19 protein-coding genes are annotated in these 22,532 nt (G+C 69.4%); 14 read left to right on the top strand and 5 right to left on the bottom strand.

Annotated elements, in window-relative coordinates:
* Positions 1 to 113 precede the first annotated feature (113 nt).
* Both ASF54_RS09735 and ASF54_RS09730 read right to left on the bottom strand, forming a co-directional pair.
* Positions 114 to 1,373 (bottom strand): chloride channel protein, encoded by a 1,260-nt coding sequence (locus tag ASF54_RS09735; protein ID WP_055961418.1) that lies wholly within the window; start codon positions 1,371 to 1,373, stop codon positions 114 to 116.
* On the bottom strand, positions 1,370 to 2,455 hold the full coding sequence (locus ASF54_RS09730; RefSeq protein WP_055961415.1) for a type IV toxin-antitoxin system AbiEi family antitoxin domain-containing protein: 1,086 nt from the start codon (positions 2,453 to 2,455) through the stop codon (positions 1,370 to 1,372). The genes ASF54_RS09735 and ASF54_RS09730 overlap by 4 nt, the downstream gene beginning before the upstream one ends.
* Before the next feature lie 483 nt (positions 2,456 to 2,938).
* Here ASF54_RS09730 and ASF54_RS09725 point away from each other — a divergent pair, with 483 nt between their 5' ends.
* Together ASF54_RS09725 and ASF54_RS09720 are read left to right on the top strand one after the other, a co-directional pair.
* Positions 2,939 to 3,901 (top strand): glycoside hydrolase family 6 protein, encoded by a 963-nt coding sequence (locus tag ASF54_RS09725; protein WP_055961412.1) that lies wholly within the window; start codon positions 2,939 to 2,941, stop codon positions 3,899 to 3,901.
* Between the two features lie 16 nt (positions 3,902 to 3,917).
* Positions 3,918 to 4,709 (top strand): oxygenase MpaB family protein, encoded by a 792-nt coding sequence (locus ASF54_RS09720; RefSeq protein WP_055961410.1) that lies wholly within the window; start codon positions 3,918 to 3,920, stop codon positions 4,707 to 4,709.
* 345 nt (positions 4,710 to 5,054) lie between these two features.
* Here the strand turns inward: ASF54_RS09720 and ASF54_RS09715 are convergent, their stop codons facing one another.
* Both ASF54_RS09715 and ASF54_RS09710 read right to left on the bottom strand, forming a co-directional pair.
* The gene (locus ASF54_RS09715) at positions 5,055 to 6,059 is read right to left on the bottom strand and encodes a ketopantoate reductase family protein (protein ID WP_055961407.1); all 1,005 of its coding nucleotides are present in this window, start codon (positions 6,057 to 6,059) and stop codon (positions 5,055 to 5,057) included.
* Positions 6,060 to 6,104: 45 nt separating this feature from the next.
* The gene (locus ASF54_RS09710; protein WP_055961404.1) at positions 6,105 to 6,713 is read right to left on the bottom strand and encodes a helix-turn-helix domain-containing protein; all 609 of its coding nucleotides are present in this window, start codon (positions 6,711 to 6,713) and stop codon (positions 6,105 to 6,107) included.
* A gap of 190 nt (positions 6,714 to 6,903) precedes the next feature.
* Between ASF54_RS09710 and ASF54_RS09705 the strand changes: the two genes are divergently transcribed.
* Both ASF54_RS09705 and ASF54_RS09700 read left to right on the top strand, forming a co-directional pair.
* Entirely contained in the window at positions 6,904 to 8,574 is a 1,671-nt protein-coding gene (locus ASF54_RS09705) for an NCS1 family nucleobase:cation symporter-1 (RefSeq protein ID WP_084816079.1), read from the top strand.
* On the top strand, positions 8,574 to 9,314 hold the full coding sequence (locus ASF54_RS09700) for an aspartate/glutamate racemase family protein (RefSeq protein ID WP_055961401.1): 741 nt from the start codon (positions 8,574 to 8,576) through the stop codon (positions 9,312 to 9,314). Before ASF54_RS09705 ends, ASF54_RS09700 begins: the two co-directional genes overlap by 1 nt.
* Before the next feature lie 99 nt (positions 9,315 to 9,413).
* Here the strand turns inward: ASF54_RS09700 and ASF54_RS09695 are convergent, their stop codons facing one another.
* Positions 9,414 to 10,517, bottom strand: a complete 1,104-nt coding sequence (locus ASF54_RS09695) for a calcium:proton antiporter (protein WP_055961398.1) — start codon at positions 10,515 to 10,517, stop codon at positions 9,414 to 9,416.
* A gap of 127 nt (positions 10,518 to 10,644) precedes the next feature.
* Here ASF54_RS09695 and ASF54_RS09690 point away from each other — a divergent pair, with 127 nt between their 5' ends.
* The 10 genes from ASF54_RS09690 to ASF54_RS09645 all read left to right on the top strand — a co-directional run bounded on the left by ASF54_RS09690 (position 10,645) and on the right by ASF54_RS09645 (position 22,413).
* Positions 10,645 to 10,857, top strand: a complete 213-nt coding sequence (locus tag ASF54_RS09690) for an Rv0909 family putative TA system antitoxin (protein ID WP_055962408.1) — start codon at positions 10,645 to 10,647, stop codon at positions 10,855 to 10,857.
* Between the two features lie 251 nt (positions 10,858 to 11,108).
* Entirely contained in the window at positions 11,109 to 12,485 is a 1,377-nt protein-coding gene (locus ASF54_RS09685; RefSeq protein ID WP_055961397.1) for an MFS transporter, read from the top strand.
* Positions 12,486 to 12,911: 426 nt separating this feature from the next.
* Positions 12,912 to 13,595, top strand: coding sequence for a DedA family protein (locus ASF54_RS09680; protein WP_055961394.1), 684 nt, complete (start codon positions 12,912 to 12,914; stop codon positions 13,593 to 13,595).
* Positions 13,596 to 13,717: 122 nt separating this feature from the next.
* Positions 13,718 to 15,160: a sensor histidine kinase gene (locus ASF54_RS09675; RefSeq protein WP_162237117.1), complete on the top strand. Its 1,443-nt coding sequence runs from the start codon at positions 13,718 to 13,720 to the stop codon at positions 15,158 to 15,160.
* A gap of 4 nt (positions 15,161 to 15,164) precedes the next feature.
* Positions 15,165 to 15,824, top strand: a complete 660-nt coding sequence (locus ASF54_RS09670) for a response regulator transcription factor (RefSeq protein WP_055961388.1) — start codon at positions 15,165 to 15,167, stop codon at positions 15,822 to 15,824.
* Between the two features lie 182 nt (positions 15,825 to 16,006).
* Entirely contained in the window at positions 16,007 to 17,035 is a 1,029-nt protein-coding gene (locus tag ASF54_RS09665) for a LacI family DNA-binding transcriptional regulator (RefSeq protein ID WP_055961385.1), read from the top strand.
* Between the two features lie 98 nt (positions 17,036 to 17,133).
* On the top strand, positions 17,134 to 18,459 hold the full coding sequence (locus tag ASF54_RS09660) for an ABC transporter substrate-binding protein (protein ID WP_055961382.1): 1,326 nt from the start codon (positions 17,134 to 17,136) through the stop codon (positions 18,457 to 18,459).
* Positions 18,460 to 18,561: 102 nt separating this feature from the next.
* Complete coding sequence (locus ASF54_RS09655; protein ID WP_055961380.1) at positions 18,562 to 19,551, top strand: carbohydrate ABC transporter permease; 990 nt, start codon at positions 18,562 to 18,564, stop codon at positions 19,549 to 19,551.
* Positions 19,548 to 20,492: a carbohydrate ABC transporter permease gene (locus tag ASF54_RS09650; RefSeq protein ID WP_084816076.1), complete on the top strand. Its 945-nt coding sequence runs from the start codon at positions 19,548 to 19,550 to the stop codon at positions 20,490 to 20,492. Before ASF54_RS09655 ends, ASF54_RS09650 begins: the two co-directional genes overlap by 4 nt.
* A gap of 31 nt (positions 20,493 to 20,523) precedes the next feature.
* Complete coding sequence (locus tag ASF54_RS09645; RefSeq protein WP_055961377.1) at positions 20,524 to 22,413, top strand: amylosucrase; 1,890 nt, start codon at positions 20,524 to 20,526, stop codon at positions 22,411 to 22,413.
* Positions 22,414 to 22,532 lie beyond the last annotated feature (119 nt).

Below are 22,532 nucleotides of genomic sequence, written 5' to 3'. Positions count from 1 at the left end.
CTCCAGAAAGCGGTGTGGGGAAAGCCTACTTGGCGGGGTCGGCGTCAGGCGACGCCTACGGTCGGCGTGCGGCGGCGCCGGTGGTTGCCGTGCCACGGAGCCTCGGGTCGGCGTCACGCGACCCCCTCGCCGCGCGGGGTCTTGGCCCACTCACGGCGACGGGTTGTCATGTAGCCGACCATGACGGATCCTGCGATTGCCAGTAACGCCGGCACCAGAATCGCCTGGCCCTGACCGGTGAACTCGACGACCAGAACAAGAGCGGTCAGAGGAGCCCGCATCGACCCGGCCAGGAAGGCGGCTGCCGCGACGAAGGCGAACGCCGAGATGCTCGAACCCGGCCAGAGCAGCAGCCAGAAGCCGCCCAGCCCGGCGCCGAGACCCGCGCCGAGAGCCAGCGACGGCGTAAGGGTGCCGCCGGCCGCGCCCGCGCCGATCGTGCTGATGGTCGAGATGAACTTGAGCGCGACGACCAGCAGGATCAGCAGCAACGGAGCCGTGCCGGTGAAGCCCAGCTGGCCGAGAGCCCGACCGTTGCCGAGGATCTCGGGGAACCAGATCGAGAGCACGCCGACCAGGGTGAAGATCACGGGCATGACGATGAGGATCAGCCAGTTCTTTGGGCGGATGGCTCCGGCCCACTTCGCCAGGACGACGAAACCCAGGGCGGCGAATCCCACCACCGGGCCCGCGATGATCGACCAGACGATGAGGCTCGGGCTGAGCTCGAGAGGCGGAACGGTATAGAGCGGCGCCGGACTCGTGACCAGGCGAGCGACCAGCGCCGCGATGGCCGACGTCGCGATCGCGGGGAGGACGGTCGCGATGCTGAGCTCGGCGAGGAGGATCTCGACGGCGAAAACGGCCCCGCCCAGCGGCACGTCGTAGACGGCGGCGAGGCCCGCGCCCGCGCCGCACGCCACCAGGATCTTCGCTTCGCGGGCCGTCACGCCCGTCTTGCGCGTGATCCACTGCGCCACCAGGGCGGCGAGCTCGCGCGGCGCCACCTCGCGGCCGATGCTCGCACCCAATCCGACGATGACGATCTGCAGGGCGATGTTGCCGAGGCTCGACCACAGGGGCATCCGCTTGCCCTGCACCGCGTCTTCGACGCTGACCACCTTCGTGCCCCACTTGCGGAGGGCCCACCAGCCGAAACCGCCGATCGTGCCCGCGAGGAAGAGCGCGAACACTTTGAGCTCGCTGCTGGGCGTGGGCAACTCGTCGAGGAACGAGCCCTCGCCGAAGCCGTAGGTCACGTGCTCCAGCAGATGCAGCAGCCAGCTGACGACCATGCCGCTCAGGCCGCTGCCGATGCCGACAAGGACGGTGACGAGGGCCAGACGGAGCAGCCAGCGCGAGGGGGAGGTCACCTGACGATGGTAGCGATGCGCGAGGGTGCGCTCCGCCGCGAGCGGCCGCGGCGGCTGGTGCCTGTGCGTGCACCCGCGCCGGCGCCCGGACCTGCCCCCGCCGCTGCACCCGCACCTGCACCCGCGCCCGCGTCGGCGCCCGGCGGCAATTCAGGCTTGGGGTGCCTCCGGCAAGGCAGGGCCCAGAGGCGCGGGCCCCTGCGAGGCGGCCGCGGCCCCGGGCCTGAATTGCCGACGCCGACGCTAGCACCACTCTCGCGGTGGTTCGAGGCCGCCGTCTCGACGGCGAGCAGCACGCGCTCCCACCCGTGCCGCACCATCTGGTAGCTCGCGCGGATGGCCGCCCGCCCCTCGATGATGATCTCGAGATCTTTGCAGCGATCCTTCTCGAACGAGTCCTGGTGGAACGCCCGGCCATCCAATTCGAGGCCGACGACACCGTCGACCACGATGTCGATGGCCTTGTTCCGGTCGACGGGCACCTGGGTTTCGACGTCGTGGCCGGCTCGGCGAAACCTAGTCCGGCTGATGCTCTCGATGATGCTCTGGCACTTCTCGTCGACCCAGTCGACGATTCCCTGCACGTCTCGCGGGAGCCCCTCGACCAGCGCAGGAATCTCGCCCATGCCGAGTTGCTCGGTGTACAGCGCCCAGTCGAGAACGGCGACTGCCTCCTCGAAGGGCAGCTCGAGGAGGGCCTCACGCAGGGCATCCCGCAGCCCCACGGAGTGGTTGGTGCCTCGCTCGGCGACCTCGGGGGGATCCCACACCACCCGAACCCGACTCGCCCGACGCAGGCGACTCGCGTTCTTCGGCACCGATACCGTAATGCGGGGCTCCTGCCACAGCCAGGCGCCCCACGATTGAAGAGCGGATGCACCGGTCAGGCGACCACCGACCTGCACCGCGATGAATCTCGGGTCGTGAGGGGGCCAGGTCGAGTACCAGCCGCGCCTCGGCCGTCGCACCTCACCCTTACGGACGGCCCAGGTGAGATGCCGATCGTGAGCGCCCTTCTCGACGAGTTGACGTTTGTGCAGGAGGCCGCCGTGCATGTGGACGAGCCCGGAGATGGAAGTCATGCATCCACGGTGTGGGAACGGCGTCCTTCTGTGCCGCGGTGACGCTGATCTGGGGAGAACGGCGTCGAGGAAGGGCCCTGGGGAGGCGAGGATGAGGCCGCCCCGACGCGGCCCCGGCCAGGTGACCCGTTGGCAAATCAGGCCATAAGCGCGCCGCTGCGGAGGCGGGCCCAGGCCTGCGGGGGTGTGAGAGCGGCACGCCGCATGTGGCCTGATTTGCCGACGACGGGGGTGAGGGCTGAGGTGCCGCGGGGCGGACAACGGACGCGAGGCGCGAGGCGCGAGGCGCAAGGCGCGAGGTGCCGTGGGGCGGTGGCGGGGCGGTGTGTCGCGGGGCCGACGAGACGAGGGGCCGCGAGGGGCGATGGGGCGTGGCAGGGCCAAGGCCCACGGCGCGCGGTCCCCCGAAGTGCGGCTACCCGGCCCCCTCGCATAGTGCTGAGGTGAGCTCACCAACTTGGCCTTTACACGATGCGGATCCCCATGCCACGCCTGATCGCCGCTCTCATCGCACTCGCGCTTCTCGCCGTGGCCGCCACCCCGGCGAACGCCGCCACCAGCATCCAGACCGCGCCGAACACCGTCGTCTTCGAGGGAGGCCTCTACAACCAGGTCGACAGCGTGGCCGCGAAGCGTGCCGCCGAGCTCCGAGCGGCGGGCAACTCGGCCGACGCCGCATCGGCCGCGTACATCGCCCGGCGTCCCGTCGCCATCTGGCTGGGCGACTGGTACACCGGCGACAAATTGGCCGCCTACGTCCTGAAGAATGCACGGGCGGCCGATGCGGCAGGCAAGACGGCCGTGTTCGTCACCTACGCGATTCCCGGGCGCGACTGCGGCGGCTACTCCGCCGGAGGCCTCTCGCCGAGCGCCTACGCCGAGTGGAACACCACCATCGCAACCACTCTGAAGGGCCACCACGCCGTCGTGCTGATCGAGCCCGATTCGCTCGGGCACGCCACGACGTGTGCCGCGGTCGGCGAGGAGCGCGTCGCCCAGCTCAAGTCGGCGGCGGAGCAGTTCGCGGCAAACGGCGTGCCGGCGTACCTCGACGGCGGCAATTCGCGGTGGCTGGCTCCCAGCGTCATGGCCGGCCTGCTGACCAAGGCCGGAATTGCCTCCGCCCGCGGCTTCTACACGAACGTCGCCAACTACGTCGATGTCACGAGCGAGCGCGCCTACGCCGACCAGATCAGCGCGCTGACGGGCGATTCGCATTACGTCATCGACGTGTCGCGCAACGGCCGAGGCTACAGGGGGACGTGGTGCAACGCGCCGGGTGCGGGTCTCGGTCAGGACCCGCACGTGACCGCCGGATCCTCGAGTCTTGATGCCCTTCTCTGGGTCAAAACCCCAGGATCCAGCGACGGCACCTGCAACGGAGGCCCCGCGGCCGGCCAGTGGTTCGCGTCGTACGCCACCGCGTTGGTGACGCTCAAGAAGTAGGCGGTAGCGTGCGGCCATGGTCCGTATCGATCCTGTGAGCGAGGCCGTGCTCCTGTTGGGTGCGGGCCGCGCGATTCTGCTGCAGCTGGCGCGACCCGATGTCGGGCACGGTGTCGCTCGGCACAGTGACTTCGCGCGCAATCCGATGGGGAGGCTGCACGGCACGCTTATGTACGTGTATGCGGTGATGGCGGGTACTGAGGCCGACCGCGAGGCGGCCGCCGGGTTCGTCAGCCGCATGCACACGCCGGTGAAGGGGACGGATGAGGGCGTGGAGTACGACGCGCGCGATCCGGAGGCGCAGTTGTGGGTTGCGGCGACGCTGTACGACACGGCGATGCGGGTGCATGCGCGCGTGCTGGGGCATCTGCCCGAGGCGGAGGCTGACCGCCTCTACGAGCGCTACGCGGCACTCGGCACCGCGCTCGACGTACCGCCGGGCATGTGGCCGGAGAGTCGCGCGGCGTTTCGGCGCTACTGGGACGACTCCTGCGCGCGGCTCGAGGTCGATGGCACGGTGCGGGAGCAGGCCGAGGCGCTCTGGCGGGCCAGCGAGGCGCCGTGGTGGGTAAGACGGGTGATGCCGCTGGTACGTTTCGTGACCGCGGGTCTTCTGCCGCCGAGGGTGCGGGCCGAGTTCGGGTTGCCGTGGTCGGCCCGGCGTGAGCGCCGGGCCGATCTGCTCTGGCGTGGTGTGGGGGTCGTGTATCCGCGGGTGCCGGGCGTGGTGCGGACCTGGCCTCAGCGGTACTACCTGGGTCGGCTGCGGGGGATCGTCGCTGCGGCGCAGGAGTCGCCGGGGTCTTAGGGGAGGGCATGCCGGGCTGGCGCCCGCGCCCGGGGCCCCGGGGCCGCTCGGTCGCGTCGGCAAATCAGGCCATAGCCGCGCCGGGTGGGCGGGCGGCTGGACGGGGCGCGGCGTGATCCCGGCCGGGACGCTTATGGCCTGAATTGCCGAACCGGCGGAGCGGAGCAAGCCCGAGCGGCCCGGAGCAGCGCGAGCGAACTTTAGCTGCGCGAGCACCAGGAGCAGCCCGAGCAACCAGGAGCAACCAGGAGCAGCCGGCGCAACCCCCAGCGGCCCGGAGCAGCCGGAGCAAGCCCGAGCGGCCGCAGCAGCCGGAGCATCGCGACCAGCCAGCCAGCAGCCCGGTCAGCCCACCTCGGCGAAGAGCCGCCGCAGCTCGCCCGAGGCCTCGGGCCCCACCCGCGCCAACCGCTGCACCTCGGCGTTCAGCGGCGCCGTGCGCCCGTGGAGCCGCGCGAGCAGCGCGATCTCGCCGTTCAGGTAGTCGGTCTCGATGGATCCGCCGCGCTGGACGGACTGCCACGACGAGCCGCCAAGCTCATCGGGTGCGCCCGGCACCGGCCGGATGTCGAAGGCGTTGCCGCGCCGCTCGGCTTCTGCGGCGTCGGACGGCCACGAGATGCCGAGCGAGTGGTAGAGCTCGACGGCCTCGGCCTCGAGGGCGCCGTGGATGGCGCCGGCCGACGGATCGGACGGACCGAGAATCGCCTGGACGGCGTTGCCGAGGTTCGACAGGAGCTTGCGGTGCTTCCAGCGCATCACGTCGTCGTCGATGAAGACGCGGAAGCTGGCCGCCTCCCAGTCGGCCTCGAGGGTCGCCAGGAGGTCGAGGTCAGCGTTGGATGCCACTGCGCCGAACCGCCCGATGATGAAGGTGCCGCTCGACGGCGCGATGCGGACCAGCACCTCTCCTGGCACGAGGTGCACGCCCGGCAGCCACACGCACACCCCGAAGACGCGATCGAAGTAGCGGGAGGCGATGCGTTCGCCTTCGAGTCCGTTGAGGGCGACCAGCACGGGCAGGGTCGAGCCGGCGGTTCCGGCCACTGCGTCGCCCGAGTAGACGGGCCGATCGACCCAGTCGCGCAGTGCCTCGTCGAGCGACTGCGTCTTGGTTGCGACCACGAGCACGTCGTCGGCCTCCAGGCGTACTTCACCGGGCGAGGCCGCCACCGGCACTCGCACGACGACGTCGCTCTCGGGCGAGCGGATCCGCAACCCATCGGCCGCGATGAGCGCGCCGTGCTCCCCTCTCGCGATGAGCAGGGGCTCGTGGGGCGACCCGTGCTGCGCGAGCCGCACGCCGAGGACTCCGCCGATGGCACCCGCGCCGATGATCACGTATCGCATGCCCCCACGAAACCACCCGCGCCTGAGCCCGGCGAGAAACGGCCGCTACGAGTGGACGATCAGCCAGGTGGCGACAGCGTCGACCGTGCCGGTGTTGCCCATCCGGTGGGGCAGCGCGCATGGGAACGTGATCGAGTCGCCCGCGCGCAGCACCACCCGCTCGTCGGGGAAATCGATCGTCAGCTCGCCGGCCGTGACCGTGCCGACTTCGTAGCCCTCGTGCGTGATGAGCGTGTCGAGGTCGGTCGCGACCGACCCCGCCGGGTACGTCGACTCGAAGAAGTCGACGCCCGTGGTGGTCGCGGGCGACAGTCGACGGAACACCACGCCGGTGCCGAGCGTCACCGGTTTCGAGGCGCCGGAGCGGGCGAGCACATACCCCGAAGGATCCGACGGCGCAGCCCCAGCCTCAGGCTCCCCGGTCTCGTCGAACACGTCTGCTAGCGGTCGGCCGAGAACCTGCACGATAGCGAGCAGCCGGCTCACGGACGGTCGCCTGACGCCGCGTTCGATCTGCGAGACGGCGCTCGCCGAGATGTCGAGGGCGTCGGCGAGCTCCCGGAGGGTCAGCCCCGCACCCTTTCGCAGCACCCGGAGCCGTGCGCCGAGGGCCTCGGCATCGAGCTGGCCGACGGACGACATCTCGTCGGTCATGCTCCCCCTTGGGTCGAGAGGGTGTGAAGCAGTTGCTGTCACACGCTTGTTACAAAGAAGAAACGAGGGCGAAAAAGTGAAGCAATAGGTTCATTTTCGAAGGAGCTTAAGCGCCTGCCGGTGCCGAGCATCGGGATCACCAGCACGTCTCTTCCGCCCTCGAAGGGTACCAGCCGCACAGGAGGTTGCTTTGGCAACGAACGTCGTTCCACCCACCACGTCCGCCGATCCGCGCGAGCAGGCGAACGCGCAGGCAAGCCACCAGGCGGGCACGAAGGTAAGCCAGCAGCCGGGCACGCAGCCCCCGCTCACCGGCCCCCACGACGTCGTCGAAGCCGCCGGTCACCCGGCGGGCAGCGGCCTCGTCAAGCCCGAGTACGACCCCCGCCTCACCAACGAAGACCTCGCTCCCCTCCGCAAGCAGACCTGGGGCGGCTACAACTTCTTCGCCTTCTGGATGTCGGACGTCCACTCGGTCGGCGGCTATGTCACGGCCGGAAGCCTGTTCGCCCTCGGTATCGCGAGCTGGCAGGTGCTGATCTCGCTGGTCGTCGGGATCCTCATCGTCATGGTCTTCACGAACCTCGTGGCGAAGCCGAGCCAGAAGACCGGCGTGCCGTTCCCGGTGATCAACCGTGCGGTGTTCGGCGTGCTCGGGGCGAACATCCCCGCCATCATCCGCGGGCTGATAGCGATGGCCTGGTACGGCGTGCAGACGTTTCTCGCCGCGCAGTCGCTCAACATCATCTTCTTGAAGTTCGTCCCGTCGTCGGCGGCGCTTCTCGACCATTCGTTCCTCGGGCTGAACGCTCTCGGCTGGATCTCGTACGCGATCCTCTGGGTCGCCCAGGCGGCGCTGTTCTGGCGCGGAATGGAGACGATCCGCAAGTTCATCGACTTCGCCGGCCCCGCCGTCTACGTGATCATGATCGCGCTGGCGATCTACCTCGTGGCGAAGGCTGGCTGGGGCAATATCAGCCTGAACCTGTCGGTCGGCGAGCCGTTGTCGCTGAGCGCAGCGATCCCGGTGATGATCTCGGCCGTGGCGATCGTGGTCAGCTACTTCTCGGGCCCGATGCTCAACTTCGGCGACTTCTCGCGCTACGGCAAGACCTTCACAGCGGTCAAGCGCGGCAACTTCCTGGGGCTCCCGGTCAACTTCCTGTTCTTTTCGATCCTCACGGTGCTCTGTGCTTCGGCGACCGTGCCGGTCTTCGGCCGGCTCATCACCGACCCGATCGAGACGGTGCAGGCGATCGGCGCCCCGTTCGCGATCCTCCTCGGCGGGCTCACGTTCGTCACCGCGACGGTCGGCATCAACATCGTCGCGAACTTCATCTCGCCGGCCTTCGACTTCTCGAACGTGGCGCCGCGAAAGATCTCGTGGCGCATGGGCGGCATGATTGCGGCTGTCGGCTCCGTGCTCCTCACGCCGTGGAACTGGTACGGCAACCCCCAGGCCATCCAGTACACGCTGGGCGTGCTCGGCGCTCTCATCGGCCCGCTGTTCGGCCTCCTGATCGCCGGTTACTACCTCGTCGGCAAGCAGCGCGTAGCGGTCGACGACCTCTTCTCGATGGAGCCGACCGGCCGGTACTGGTTCAAGCGCGGCTTCAACCCCAACGCCGTCTGGACCATGGTCATCGCCGGAGGCATCTCGGTCGCCGCGGCGCTCGTGCCGACCATCGTCAAGGATCTCGGCGGCCCCGACTTCACCTGGCTCGGCAACTACGGCTGGTTCATCGGCTGTGCTCTCGGCCTCGCCCTGTTCTGGCTCTTCGAGACGCTGACGCCCCGGATGCCCGAGCTCTCCGCCACCGACGAGACCGTCAACGACGGCACGCTGGAGGAGGCCATCTGATGCTGATTCGCGTCGTCAATCCCAACACCACCGCGAGCATGACCGAGTCGATCGGCCGGTGCGCCCGCGAGGTGGCCGGCCCCTCCACCCTGGTCGAGGCGGTGAATCCGAGCATGGGTCCCGCGTCGGTCGAGAGCCACTACGAGGAGTCGCTCGCCGTGCCGGGCCTGCTCGAGCAGGTGCGCGAGGGGGAGGCCGGCGGCGTGGATGCCTTCGTCGTCGCATGCTTCGGCGACCCGGGCCTGGACGCGGCGCGCGAGATCGCGTCGGGCCCCGTGCTCGGAATCGCCGAGGCCGCGATGCACGCTGCGGCGATGCTCGGGCGCACGTTCGGCATCGTCACGACCCTCGGTCGCACGACCGGCCGCGCTCACGAGCTCGTCCTGCGCTACGGCTTCGCCGACGTGTGCGTCGCCGTCCGGGCCTGCGAGATCCCGGTGCTCGAGCTCGACGACCCCGCCTCCGACGCGTACGGGAAGGTCGTCGCCGAGTGCCGCGAGGTGCTGGCGCTCGGGGCCGACGCCGTCGTGCTCGGCTGCGCCGGGATGGCCGACCTCTGCCACCGTCTCTCCGACGAGATCGGCGCTCCGGTGGTCGACGGGGTTTCGGCCGCGACCGTCTTCGCCGAGTCGCTCGTGCGGCTCCGACTCGCGACCGGCAAGCGCGGCGAGTATGCCACGCCGCCGCTCAAGCCGATGGCGGGTTTGCTGGCCGAATTCGAGCTCGGGGCGCGGGTCTAGCAGGCGCCGCGGGCTAGCGACGACAGAAGCGCAGGATCCGGCGGCTCGCAGTGGGGGCCGCCGGATCCTGCGCTCTTAGGGTCTTCAAGAACCCGCCGCTTACGGGCTGATGGCCAGGAAGACGAACGCGGCCAGGATGATCAGGTGGATGATGCCCTGCAGCCGGGTCGACCGGCCAGGGGCGACGGTGAGCACGCTCACGAGCAGAGTCAGGGCGAGGAGCACGAGCTGGACCGGGCCGAGGCCGAGCACCAGCGGGCCGTCGAGCCAGATGCTGGCCACCGCGATCGCGGGGATCGTGAGGCCGATGCTGGCGATGGCTGACCCGTAGCCGAGGTTGAGGCTCGTCTGGAGGCGGTTGCCGAGGGCGGCGCGCGAGGCGGCGATGCCCTCGGGCAGCAGCACGATGAACGCGATCACGACACCGACGAAGGTGCTGGGGATTCCGGCGGCGGCGAGGCCCGACTCGATGTTCGGCTGCACGGCATGGCCCAGCTGAACGACGGAGAGCAGCGACACGACCAGGAGCACGAGGCTGACGATCGTGGCCCGGTTCGTCGGCGGATCGGCGTGGTCGCCCGAGTCGGTGGAATCAAGGCGGGCATCGGACGGCGGCTTGATCGGCAGGAAGAAGTCGCGGTGACGGCCGGTCTGCGTCGACACGAACGCAAGCCACAGCGCCAGGGCGATGACGGCGACGAACGCCAGCTGGACGCCGGTGAACCGGCCGCCCGAGGCTCCGGTGGTGAACGCGGGCAGCACGAGGGCCGCGCCGGCGAGGGTCGCCACGACGCTGAGCGCCGCGCCGGTGCCCTCGCGGTTGAACCGCGGCAGACCGTGCTTCAGCGAGCCGAGGAACAGCGAGAGGCCCACGATGCCATTGCAGGTGATCATCACGGCGGCGAAGGCGGTGTCGCGAGCGAGGGTCTCGGTACCGCTGCCGCCCGCGAGCATCAGCGTGATGATGAGGCCGACCTCGATCACGGTCACGGCGACAGCGAGCACAATCGAGCCCAGCGGTTCGCCGACGCGGTGGGCGACGACCTCGGCGTGGTGCACCGCCGAGAGCACGGCGCCAATCAGGATCGCGCCGACGAGAATCGCCACCCCAGTCGACAGATAGCGGTGGTACGTCGCGACGACGGCGATCAGTGCGAGTACAGGCATCGCGATGGGTGCGTACGTGCGGAGCTTGGCGGCCATGGAACTCCCCTCCAGGTCGGGCTCTCAGCTTACTGAGGGTCGGCTGGGAGGACCCGGGCGGGCGGGGTGGTCTACCGTGTCGACAAACTGCGGGCAGATCGCTCGGAGCAACGCTCGGGAGGGCATCATGGCGGGATTCGACGACATCGCGAAGAAGGCGCAGCAGTTCTTGAACAACGACAAGGTCAAGGGCGCGCTCACGAACGAGAAGGCCGAAGGGGTCAGTGACAAGCTGCTCGACGCCGTGGCAGGCGCGGCCGACAGGGCCACCGGCGGCAAGCACACCGACAAGATCCAGAAGGCGCGCGACGAGGCCGACAAGAAGGTCGGCGACCAGTAGGGCTCTCTGCGGCCGCGCGGCGGGGCGGGCCGCGCGGCCGTATGGGCGACTCGGGCCACGCTGCCCTGTCGGCAACCCGTGCCGCGCGCGGGTGGCGGCAACCCGGGCCGCGCGCGGGTGTCGGCAATTCAGGCCATAAGCAGCCCGCCGAGGCGGAGCCCCGCGGCCTCGGGGCGCTCAACGGCGGTGCGCGGCTATGGCCTGAATTGCCGAACCGAACGAGCGCCCCACCTCCGCCGTAGGCTGAACCCGTGAGCACAGAAGCCGTCGAGTCGCCCCCGCGCGAGCCCGGCGTCTTCAGCAGGCAATACCTCCTGGCCACCCTCGGCATGTGCGCCCTGATCGGCATCGCGGCCTTCGAGGCACTTGCCGTCACCACCGTGATGCCGACAGTCAGCCGCGAGCTGAACGGCGAAAGCCTCTACTCCCTCGCCTTCGCGGCGCCGCTCGCCACCAGCCTCGTCGGCATGGTCGTCGCCGGCAACTGGGCCGACCGCGCCGGACCGCGCCGGGTCGTGATCACGTCCACGTTGCTCTTCGGTGCCGGCCTGCTGGTCGTGGGGCTCGCACCGACCATGCTCGTTCTGCTGCTGGGTCGCCTCGTGCAGGGGCTCGGCTCGGGCGCGGTGATCGTCGGTTTGTACGTGCTCGTGTCGCGCGTCTTTCCGGAGCGCCTGCACGCGTCGGTGTTCGCGGGGTTCGCTGCGGCGTGGGTGATTCCGGGGCTGGTCGGCCCGGTGATCGCGGGCACCCTGACCGAGACGGTGGGCTGGCACTGGGTGTTCCTCGGGGCGTTGCTGGCCTCGGTGCCGGCATTCTGCATGGTGGTGCCGACCCTGAAGGGAGTGGTGGGGCCGGCGGGGGAGCCGGTGGCGTGGAGCGTCTCCCGGATCCTGTGGTCCGTTGCCGCGGCGGTCGCCGTCGTCGGCCTCAACCTCTTGTCGGAGGTGCCGCCCGTGGTGGCTGGCCTCGTGACGATCGCCGCAGTCGTGGTGCTCGCCGTGGCGCTGCGGCCGCTGCTGCCGAAGGGCACGCTCGGGGCCCGCGCCGGGGTGCCGACGCTCGTGCTGCTGCGGGGGCTGGCCGGTGCGGCGTTCCTCGGGGGCGACGTGTTCATCCCGTATCTGCTGAGCGCGCAGTACGGCTTCTCGCCGGCCGCGTCGGGCATCACGCTGACCCTCGGTGCCGTGAGCTGGGCGTTCGCGAGCTGGTTGGTCGGCAGGCTCGGCGAGCGGGTGTCTCAGCGGACGGGGATCCGCCTCGGCCTGGTGCTGATCGTCGCCGGAGTGCTTTCAGCGGTTGCAACACCCCTCTGGCATCTCACCCCGGCTGTGATCGTGGTGGGCTGGACGATCACCGGCTTCGGCATGGGGTTCGTCTATCCGCGCTTCTCGGTGCTGGTGCTGCGGTATTCGCACGACGACGAGCGGGGCTTCAACAGCAGCGCCCTCACGATCGCCGACTCGGCCGGGGCCGCAGTGGTGCTGGGCCTGAACGGCGCCGTGTTCGGACTGCTCGGCGGGTCGAGTGAGCCGGCCGCGTTCGTGGCGTGTTTCGCGGTGGCAGCGGCCGTAGCGGTGCTGGGGCTCGCGGTCAGCGGGCGGGCCGTGCCTCGGCGAACCGCCTGAAGCAGGGTGCCGATCCGGTCGGCGTCGAGGTGGCTCGAGGCCGGTCGCCCGTGAGGCGAGGCGTACGGCGCGACTGAGCCCCGACGTCGGCCCGAATTCCGACGTCGTGAGCTCAGCCGCGCCACGCGGCCCACTGCGAGATCCCGGGTGTCCCACCACCCGCGTTCTCTTGGTCTGATCCAACCAAAGTGAGCGCTCCTGCGCAGCCCCCAAGGCGGGTGTCGGTCATGAGGGGGACTCCCGGGGGACGCCGGCGTTCGGCTCTCGGCCCGGTGCACCGAGGGGCCAAGGATCCGGCCGCCGCCGCTCGACCTCCCGCCGAGGTAGGGCTACCCCTACTCGAACCGGGCGGGCAGCCCCGTCGTGCGCTCGCGGGGGCGTCCGTAGCGTCGTCGGTGTCGTGAAAACCAACAGATCGGATCCGACGTGGACGCCCTCACCTCTCTTCTTCTCGCCGGAGCAGCCTCGCCGCTGATCCTGCTCGCCCTCTTCGTGCTGGTGGCCATCGACGGCTTCTTCCCGCCGGTTCCGAGCGAGACCCTGGTGGTCGCGCTGGCGTCGATCGGCTTCGCGACCGGTGCCCCGAACCCGTGGCTCGTGCTCCTCGCCGCGGCGGCCGGATCGTTCGTCGGCGACAACATCGCGTTCTGGCTCGGCCGGCGCCTCGGCATCGATCGGTTCGGGTTCACGCGTCGGCCCCGTATGGCCCGGCTGCTGGCACGGGTGCGGGTCACCTTGCGGGAGCGTTCCGCGTCGACGATCCTCACCGCCCGGTTCGTGCCGATCGGACGGGTGGCGGTCAACGTGTTGGCGGGGTCGAGTGGATTCTCGCGGCGTCGGTTCATGGTGCTGAGCGCGATCTCGGGCGCCCTCTGGGCCGGGTACTCGATCGGCATCGGGATCCTCGCCGGTGCGTGGTTGCACGAGCAGCCCCTTCTCGGTGCCGCGGTCGCGGCCGTAGCGGCGCTGGGTATCGGCTTCGTGGTCGACGCCGTCTCGCGTCGCGTCGCTCGCGCGACCGAGGCGCGTCGAGCCCGGCAGGTGCCACGAGCGCCCGCCGTGCGACCAGCCCCGATCGCTCTCGAGCCCAGCCGCAGCGGAACCCTGTGACCGCGGCCCTGGCCGAGAGTCGCAGCACCGCGGCCGCCGAAGCCACCACGGACCGCCCCGGCAGCGGCAGGCGCACAAGCAGCGGCCGCGGTAACCGCACCGGCACCCGCGAGAATGGCAGCGTGACCGACCCCCAGCGCCCCGCGGGCCCCCTCCGGCGATACCTCCGCCGGTGGCGCGACCTGCCGCGCGCCCTCGGCTACCTGCTGGTGTCGCTGCCGATTGGCATCGTGAGCTTCGTGGCGCTGCTGACCGGGTTCGTGGTGGGAGTCTCGACGGCGATCTTCTGGGTCGGGTTTCCGATTCTGGCCGCGACGCTCCTGCTCGCGCAGCGATTCGGATCCTTCGAGCTGCTCCGCCTGAGGCGGGCCGGCCGGCCTCCCATCGAGGCGCCCGACTGGCCGGTGCGACGAGCTCGCGGTTCGCTGTGGCGGCGCTTCGTCGACATCGTCGCGGATGCCCGCACCTGGGGCGCGTGGGTGCACGGCCTGCTCGTCGCGTTCGTGCTCGGGCTCGTGACGTGGATCGTCGCGGTCGCCTGGCTCGCCCTCTCGGTCGGCGGCGTGACGTACTGGTTCTGGGGTCGCTATCTGCCGGCCGAGCCCGGTGAGACGTGGGTGCATGTGACGGTGCTCCGGGCGATCCCGGGGTATCTGCCGGAGAGCACCAGGGAGGGGCTTCTCGCCGGCGAGAGCGTCTTCTATGCGGCGGTGGGCGGGATCCTGCTCGTCGTTCTGCCGCTTGTCGTTCACGGTCTGGTGCGCATCCACGAGGGGGCGGCCCGGCTGCTGCTCGGCGAGAGCAGCTCGGCGGTGCTGCGGCGCGAAATTGCCGACAGCGAGGTGTCTCGGGTGTCGGCCCTCCTCGCCGAAGACGACGCTCTGCGCCGGCTCGAACGCGACATCCACGACGGCCCGCAGCAGAGCCTGTTGAGGGTGCAGTACGACCTGTCGAGTTCGCTGCGCGCCCTGAAAGACGACGACGAGACGGTGCGGCCGCTCCTCGAGGGAGCGCTCGCGCTCACCAAAGACACGCTGCAGGAGCTCCGCGACCTGTCGAGGGGGATGGCACCGCCGCTGCTGCAGGATCGCGGCCTCGTCTCGGCGGTTCGCTCGCTCGCGTCGCGCAACCCGGTGCCGACGACGACGGCGCTCGACGTGCCGGACGACGAGGCCTCGGTCGGGCCGATCGAACGCAGCGTCTACTTTGTGGTGTCGGAGTTGCTCTCGAACGTGGCCAAGCACTCCGGGGCGACGGCGGCTTCGGTGGCCATCCGCACCGAGGTGACCGGCGCGCTGCTGCCCCGGCGCCGGCGCACGCTCGTCGTCGAGGTGATCGACAACGGTCGGGGCGGGGCGACCGAGACGCTCGGTCATGGGCTCAGCGGGCTGGCCGCGCGGCTGACCGGCCTCCGCGGATCGCTCGCCGTCGACAGCCCGGCGGGCGGCCCGACCCGCATCACCGCGGCCCTGCCGCTTGCCGGCTCGGCCCTTGCAGGCGCAGCTCCGGCAGGCTCAGCCCCGACCGGCTCGACCCCGCCCGCACCCCGCCCGCCCGTACGCTGATCGGATGAGCCCCTCCGCCGTCCGCGTCGTTCTCGCCGACGACTCTGTCCTGCTCCGCGAGGGCGTCGCGCGCCTCTTCCAGGAGGCGGGGTTCGACGTCGTCGGCACGTACGGCGACGCCGACTCGCTGATGGCGGGTCTCGACGAGGTGCGCCCCGATCTCGCCGTGCTCGACATCCGGATGCCGCCGACGTTCCGCGACGAGGGGGTGCGCGCCGGTGTCGCGATCAAGGCCTCGCATCCCGCGGTCGGCGTGCTGCTGCTGAGCCAGTACGCCGAGGCCGAGTACGCCGCCGACCTGCTCGACACCGGCGCCTCCGGTGTCGGCTATCTCTTGAAGGACCGCGTCTCGTCGCTCGACGAGCTGCAAGACGCCGTCGAACGCATCGTCGGCGGCGGCACCGTGATCGACGAGCAGATCGTCCGCGACCTGCTGGCACGTCGGCACGATCCGCTGTCGAGGCTCACTCCCCGCGAGATCGAGGTGCTCTCGCTCATGGCGGAGGGCCGCACCAATCAGGGCATCGCCTCGGGGCTCCACCTCGCGGTCGCCTCGGTCGAGAAGCACACGACGGCGATCTTTCAGAAGCTCGGGCTCGACGATTCGGGCACCGCGCACCGGCGGGTTCTGGCCGTTCTCGCCTGGTTGCAGAAGACGAGCTAGGGCCAGGGGCCAAGGATCCGGCAGCCGCCGCTCGGCAGCCGGCCCGGAGGCGGTGCGCGCCTTCCTGCACCCACAATGGCGTATCTTCATGTGCACACACCCCCGAACTTCGACCGTTCGCCGCTCGCCGCCACCTCGCGAGGGCCCGTCGATGGTGGGGATCAGCCATGGGAGGCAGTGCGATGAGGCAGGAGAAGCTCGGAATCCGGTCCGTCGCCGAGGCCGCCGGCGTCTCGGTCACAACCGTGTCGCACGCTCTGAACGGCCGTGGCAAGGTGAGCGACAAGACCCGCATCCGGGTGCAGCGGATCGCCGCCGAGCTCGGCTACGCCCCCAACCGCATCGCGAGTGCGCTCCGGTCGAGCCGCACGAATCTGATCGGCTTCGTCAGCGAGGAGATCGCGACGACGCCGTACGCCGGCCTGATCCTGGTCGGTGCGCAGGAGGCGGCTGCCGAGCTCGGCCTCATGCTGATGATCATCAACGTCAACCGCGACACTGTCGAAGACGCGCAGATCGATGCTCTTCTCGCCCAGCAGGTCGACGGGCTCATCTTCGCGTCGTCGTCGCACCGGGTGGTCACCCTTCCGGCGCGGCTCGATCCGGCACGCACGGTGCTGGTCGACGCCTATGACCCGGGCACGACCAGCCCGACCGTGGTGCCCGACGAGGTGGGGATCGGCGTGTTGGCGACGCGGCATCTGGTCGAAGCGGGGCACCGCAGGATCCTGCACCTCACCGTCGAGGAGGACGTCCCGGCGGTCGGTGGTCGCGAGGAGGGCTACCGGCAGGTGATGGAGGCCGAGGGGCTCGAGTGCGAGATCGTGCGCGTTCCCGGGCCGGCCGATGCCGCTGCGGGGGCTTTCGCGATCGCCCAGGCCAGGCGGGGCCCCGACCGGGCGACCGCCGTGTTCGCCTTCAACGACGAGATGGCGATGGGGGTCTACCAGGAGGTCGTGCTGGCACCGGGCATCACCATTCCCCACGACGTCTCGATCGTCGGCGTCGACGACCTCCGCATCGTCGCGGCCGCCCTTCGCCCCGGGCTCACGACGGTGGCTCTGCCGCACGCCGCGATGGGGCGTCGCGCCGTCGAGCTCTCGGTGCGTCAGTTCCAGCAGGAGGGGCCCGCACAGGCTTCGGTTGAGCGTCTTCCCGGTCGTCTGGTGGAGCGCGGATCGGTGGCGGCTCCTGCCGTTACCTTTTCGTGACGTATCGGGACTGGTGGAAAGCTCGTTCGGGGCGTAGCGTCACGGCCAGCGAAATCGTTTTGGTTCTGCACCACTTTCATTGACGAAAGGTCGAAGCAATGAGGCTTCAGAAGAAAATCCTGTCAGCGGTCGCCCTCTCGGCGGCGGCGGCTCTCGCTCTCAGCGGCTGCTCCGGCGGCGGCGGCAGCTCGGCCGGCAGCAACACGGTCACCATCTCGGGCGCCTTCACCGGTGCCCAGGCCACCGCCTTCCAGGCCGACCTGACCAAATGGGGCAAGACCCAGGGCATCACGGTCAAGTACAGCGGCAGCAACAGCTTCCAGACCGGCATCGTGACGCAGGTCAAGGGCGGGCAGGCTCCCGACCTCGCGATCTTCCCGCAGCCCGGTGTGCTCAAGTCGCTCATCAGCAACAGCATGGTCCCCCTCGACGACCTCGTCGACGTCAAGAGCGTCACGGCCGACGAAGCACAGGGCCTCCCCGACATCGCGAAGGTCAACGGCAAGACCTACGGTCTGCCCTACTCGATCAACGTGAAGTCGCTGGTCTGGTACAACCCCTCCGCCTTCAAGAAGGCCGGCTACAAGGTGCCCACCACCGACGCCGAGCTGCAGGCGCTGCAGGCCAAGATCATCTCGAGCGGCGCCGGCTACCCGTGGTGCGTCGGCATCGCGTCGCAGGGCTCCAACGGCTGGCCGATGACCGACTGGCTCGAAGAGTATGTGCTCCGCTACGGCGGACTGACCCAGTACAACGACTGGATCACGCACAAGGTGAAGTTCGACTCGCCGCTGGTCAAGAAGGCCGCGACCAAGGTCGAGTCGATGATCTTCGCCGACGGCGCGGTCAACGGCGGCGGCAAGGCCATGGCCTCGACCGACTTCGGCGCAGCGGGCAACAACCTGTTCGTCTCCGGCGGCAAGGGCAAGGGCCAGTGCTTCATGATGCGTCAGGGAACCTTCATCACCGGCTTCTTCCCGAAGGCCATCCAGGCCGAGATCGCCAAGGGTGACACCTCGAACGTCAACGCGTTCACGCTGCCCACCCCGTCTGACGCCGCTACCTCCGGCACACTCGGTGGCGGTGACCTCGTGTCGGCCTTCAAGAACACGCCCCAGATCAAGAAGGTCGCCGAGTACCTCGTCGGCAAGGAGTTCGGCACGAACGGCTACGCGAAAGACTGGTCGGCCTACCTCTCGGCGCACAACGACTTCCCGACCGCGTCCTACGACAGCCCCTTCCAGACCGTCGCCCAGAAGGCTGTCGCCGACTCCAAGGTCTTCGGCTTCGACGCGTCCGACCAGATGCCCGGTGCTGTCGGCGCCGGAACCGAGTGGACGAACCTCACCCAGTGGACTGCCGGTCAGGAGAGCCTCGACGACGCTCTGAAGGCGATCGACGCCTCGTGGCCCGCCACTAGCTGATCCGCCAGCGGACGGCCGGTGATCGCATCCCTACAGCGATCGCCGGTCGTCCTTCACCCCCGCACTCTTCCGCACCCTCACAACGTCGTCAGGTGGTCACCCGTGCAGATCCTCAGCGTGTTCATATCCGTCGTCGGCGGTCTCGCCGTCTCGTTCCTCATCTATCTGGGGCTCAACTTCATCGTCGCCAAGACGAACACGAGGTGGAACGCGAGGCTCCTGCCCTACGTGTTCCTCGGGCCGGTCCTGCTCCTCATCATCGTCTTCCTGCTGGTTCCGACGGGTCTCACCGTCTATCAGAGCCTTCTGAAGACCGACCAGTACGGCTTGCAGTCGTTCGGCGGACTGTCGAACTACGTCGCGCTCTTCACGACGCCGTCGTTCATCCAGACGCTCATCAACAACCTGCTCTGGATCATCGTCGTTCCCGCGATCACCGTCGTCATCGGTCTCGGCGTCGCGACCCTCGCCGACCGCATGGGCCCGAAGCGTGAGAAGACGTTCAAGTCGATCATCTTCCTGCCGATGGCCATCAGCGCGATCGCCGCCTCGTCGATCTGGCAGTTCGTCTACTACTACACGGCACCGGGTCAGCCCGTCGTCGGTCTGCTGAACGGCATCTGGACGGGCCTCACCAAGGCTGACCCGGTTGCGTGGCTGCAGAACGACACCGCCCACGTCAACAGCCTGCTGCTCATGGTCGTCGTCATCTGGCTCAACGCCGGCTACGCGATGGTGCTGCTCTCGGCCGCCATCAAGGGCGTGCCCGAGGAGACCATCGAGGCCGCTCGCATCGACGGCGCCAATGAGCGCCAGGCGTTCTTCCGGGTGGTCGCCCCACAGATCCGCGCCACGATCGTCGCGGTCTTCATCACGGTGCTGATCACGGTCATGAAGCTCTTCGACATCGTCTTCGCGATGACGAGCGGCCAGTTCAACACGAACGTGCTGGGCATGGAGTTCTACAACCAGTTCTTCTCGTTCAACAACCCGGGGAAGGCGTCGGCCGTCGTCGTCATCCTCATCATCGCGGTCATCCCGGTCATCATCTACCAGGTCCGCACCTACCGTCAGCAGGAGGTCCTCCGATGACCGAGATCGTCCCCACCGTCGTTACGCAGAAGACCAAGACGGGCACCCGCGCCGCGCGGATGACCAAGACGTCCGCCCCCAAGAAGCGCCCCACGCTGACGATCATCCTGGGTCTCGTCGCCGTGCTCTGGATGGTCCCCGCCATCGGCCTGTTCGTGACGAGCTTCCGCAGCACCACCGACGCCCAGACGACCGGCTGGTGGAGTGCGCTCCTCAAGCCGTTCACCTCGGCCTGGACCTTCGACAACTACGTCAACGCCTTCAACGGCGCCGGCGCGGGAACGGGCCAGAGCCTCGGCGGCGAGTTCTTGAACAGCCTCGCGGTCGCGATCCCGGCGACCGTCCTCCCGATCATGTTCGCCGCCTTCGCCGCCTATGCCTTCACCTTCTTGGAGTTCCGTGGCAAAGAGCTCTACTTCGCCGTGATCGTCGGACTCCTCGTGGTGCCGGTGCAGATCGCGCTGATCCCCGTGCTGCAGACCTACAAGGCGATCACCCAGGCGACGGGCATCCAGATCACGGGTACCTACCCGGCGGCCTGGATCGTCCACTCCGCCTTCGCGCTGCCGCTGTGCATCTTCATCCTGCGCAACTACATGTCGACCCTGCCGAACGCGCTCATCGAGGCCGCTCGCGTGGACGGGGCCTCCCACTTCCAGATCTTCTGGCGGCTCGTCATGCCGATGTCGATCCCGGCGCTCGCCTCGTTCGCGATCTTCCAGTTCCTCTGGGTGTGGAACGACTTCCTCGTCGCCTACATCTTCCTGGGCAACGGCTCGCCAGTGCTCCAGCAGGGGCTCCTCGGCCTCCTCGGCCAGTACAACCAGGGCTGGAACCTCGTCGCGGCCGGCGCCTTCATCGTGCTGCTCGTGCCCCTCGTCGTGTTCCTGTCGCTGCAGCGGTTCTTCGTGCGGGGCCTGACCGCCGGATCGGTGAAGTAGAGGCCGGCCGGGCGCGGATCCTGGGCTTCCGATGACGATCCACAACGACGTGGCCGCCACCCGGCGACAGGGGTTCACAGAGCGGGTCGAGGTCGAGAAGCTCCGGCTCCGCGAGCTGCTCGGGCGTCTCTACGGAGGCGACCCGCGGCTCCAGGAGACCCTCGACGGGCTGCTGGGCGACGTGCGCGAGGCCTGGTACTCGCGGCCCGACGAGCTGAAGGAGCTCGACGAGCAGCGCCAGCGTGACCCGCGCTGGTTCGAATCGACCAGGATCCTGGCCGGCGTCTGCTACGTCGACCTGTACGCCGGAACCTTCGCCGATCTCATCGAGCGCATCCCGTACTTCGAGGAGCTCGGGCTGACTGTGCTGCACCTGATGCCGGTGTACGACGCGCCCGAGCCGAACTCCGACGGCGGGTATGCCGTGTCGAGCTACCGGGCCACGAAGCCCGCGCTCGGCTCGATCGAGCAGCTCCGCGACCTGGCGACCAAGCTGCGCGAAGCAGGCATCTCGCTGGCGCTCGACTTCGTCTTCAATCACACCTCCGACGAGCACGAGTGGGCACAACGGGCGCTCGAGGGCGACCCCGAGTACGAGGACTACTACTGGATCTACCCCGACCGCGAGATGCCCGACGCGTTCGAGCGGACCACGCGCGAGATCTTCCCCGACAACCACCCGGGCAGTTTCGTACCGGTGCAGGGCGATCGGTGGGCGTGGGCGACGTTCCACTCGTTCCAGCTCGACCTCAACTACTCGAACCCCCGCGTCTTCCGGGCCATGGCGCGCGAGATGCTCTTTCTCGCGAATCTCGGCGTCGAGATCCTGCGCATGGACGCGGTGGCCTTCATCTGGAAGCGACTCGGCACCTCGAGCGAGAACCTCCCCGAGGCGCACCTGCTGCTGCAGGCGTTCAACGCGGTGGTGCGGATGGTCGCCCCCGGCGTTCTGTTCCTCTCGGAGGCGATCGTCCACCCCGACGACGTCGTCGACTACATCAGCCCCGACGAGTGCCAGCTCAGCTACAACCCCCTGCAGATGGCGCTGCTCTGGAGCACCCTCGCCACCCGCGACATCGGCCTCCTCGCCCAGGCGCTCGCCCACCGGCACGCCCTGCCTCCGGGCACCGCGTGGGTCAACTACCTCCGCAGCCACGACGACATCGGCTGGACCTTCGCCGACGAAGACGCACGCCAGCTTGGCATCGACCCCGACGCGCACCGGCAGTTCTTGAATCGCTTCTACGTCGGACGGTTCGAGGGCAGCTTCGCGCAGGGCACCCCGTTTCAGACCAACCCGAAGACCGGCGACAGCCGGGTGTCGGGGGCGACGGCGTCACTGGCCGGCATCGAGGTCGACCCCGAGGGGGCGATCCGGCGGATCCTTCTGGCGCAGTCGATCGTGCTGTCGACCGGCGGAATCCCGCTGCTGTACCTCGGTGACGAGGTCGGGCAGACGAACGATTCGAGCTACCTCGAGGATCCCGGAAAAGCCGCTGACAGCCGATGGTCGGGCCGACCTCCCTACCCCGGGGCACGGTACGCCGAACGGCACGATCTCGCGAGCGCTTCCGGCCGCCTCTACGCCGGGGTGCGGCGGCTCCTCGCGGTGAGGGCGGAGCTGCCCGCGATGGCCGGCGGGGCGCTCGTGCCGTTCGAGACGCACGACCCGCGGGTGCTGGGGTTCGTGCGGCCCGGGGGTGAGGTTAGCGGTGCCGGTGCTGCTGCTGGTGCCGGTGCTGCTGCTCGGGCTGCGACTGTGCTCGTTCTCGCGAACTTCGGGGACGACGCTGCGACCGTCTCGGCGCTGACCCTGTCGGGGATGCCCGCTTCGGCCGTCGACGCGATGTCGGGCGAGACGTTCGACCTGCGGCAGCCGCTGGTGCTCGGTCCACAGCAGTTCGTCTGGCTCCTGGTCTGAGGTGGGCGGCGTGGTCTCCGGCGGTTCGGCGGAGGAGCATCGGGCCGAGCTCGAGCGTGCCGCCTACTCACCGGACGCCTCGCCCGAGCAGGCACGCCTGGCGCTAGCGCGGCTGCAGG

The sequence above is a fragment of the Frondihabitans sp. Leaf304 genome (assembly GCF_001423105.1).
In the GTDB taxonomy this organism is placed as follows: domain Bacteria; phylum Actinomycetota; class Actinomycetes; order Actinomycetales; family Microbacteriaceae; genus Frondihabitans.
The sequence above is the reverse complement of the archived record's forward strand: the minus strand, read 5'-3'. Positions and strand labels throughout refer to the sequence as shown.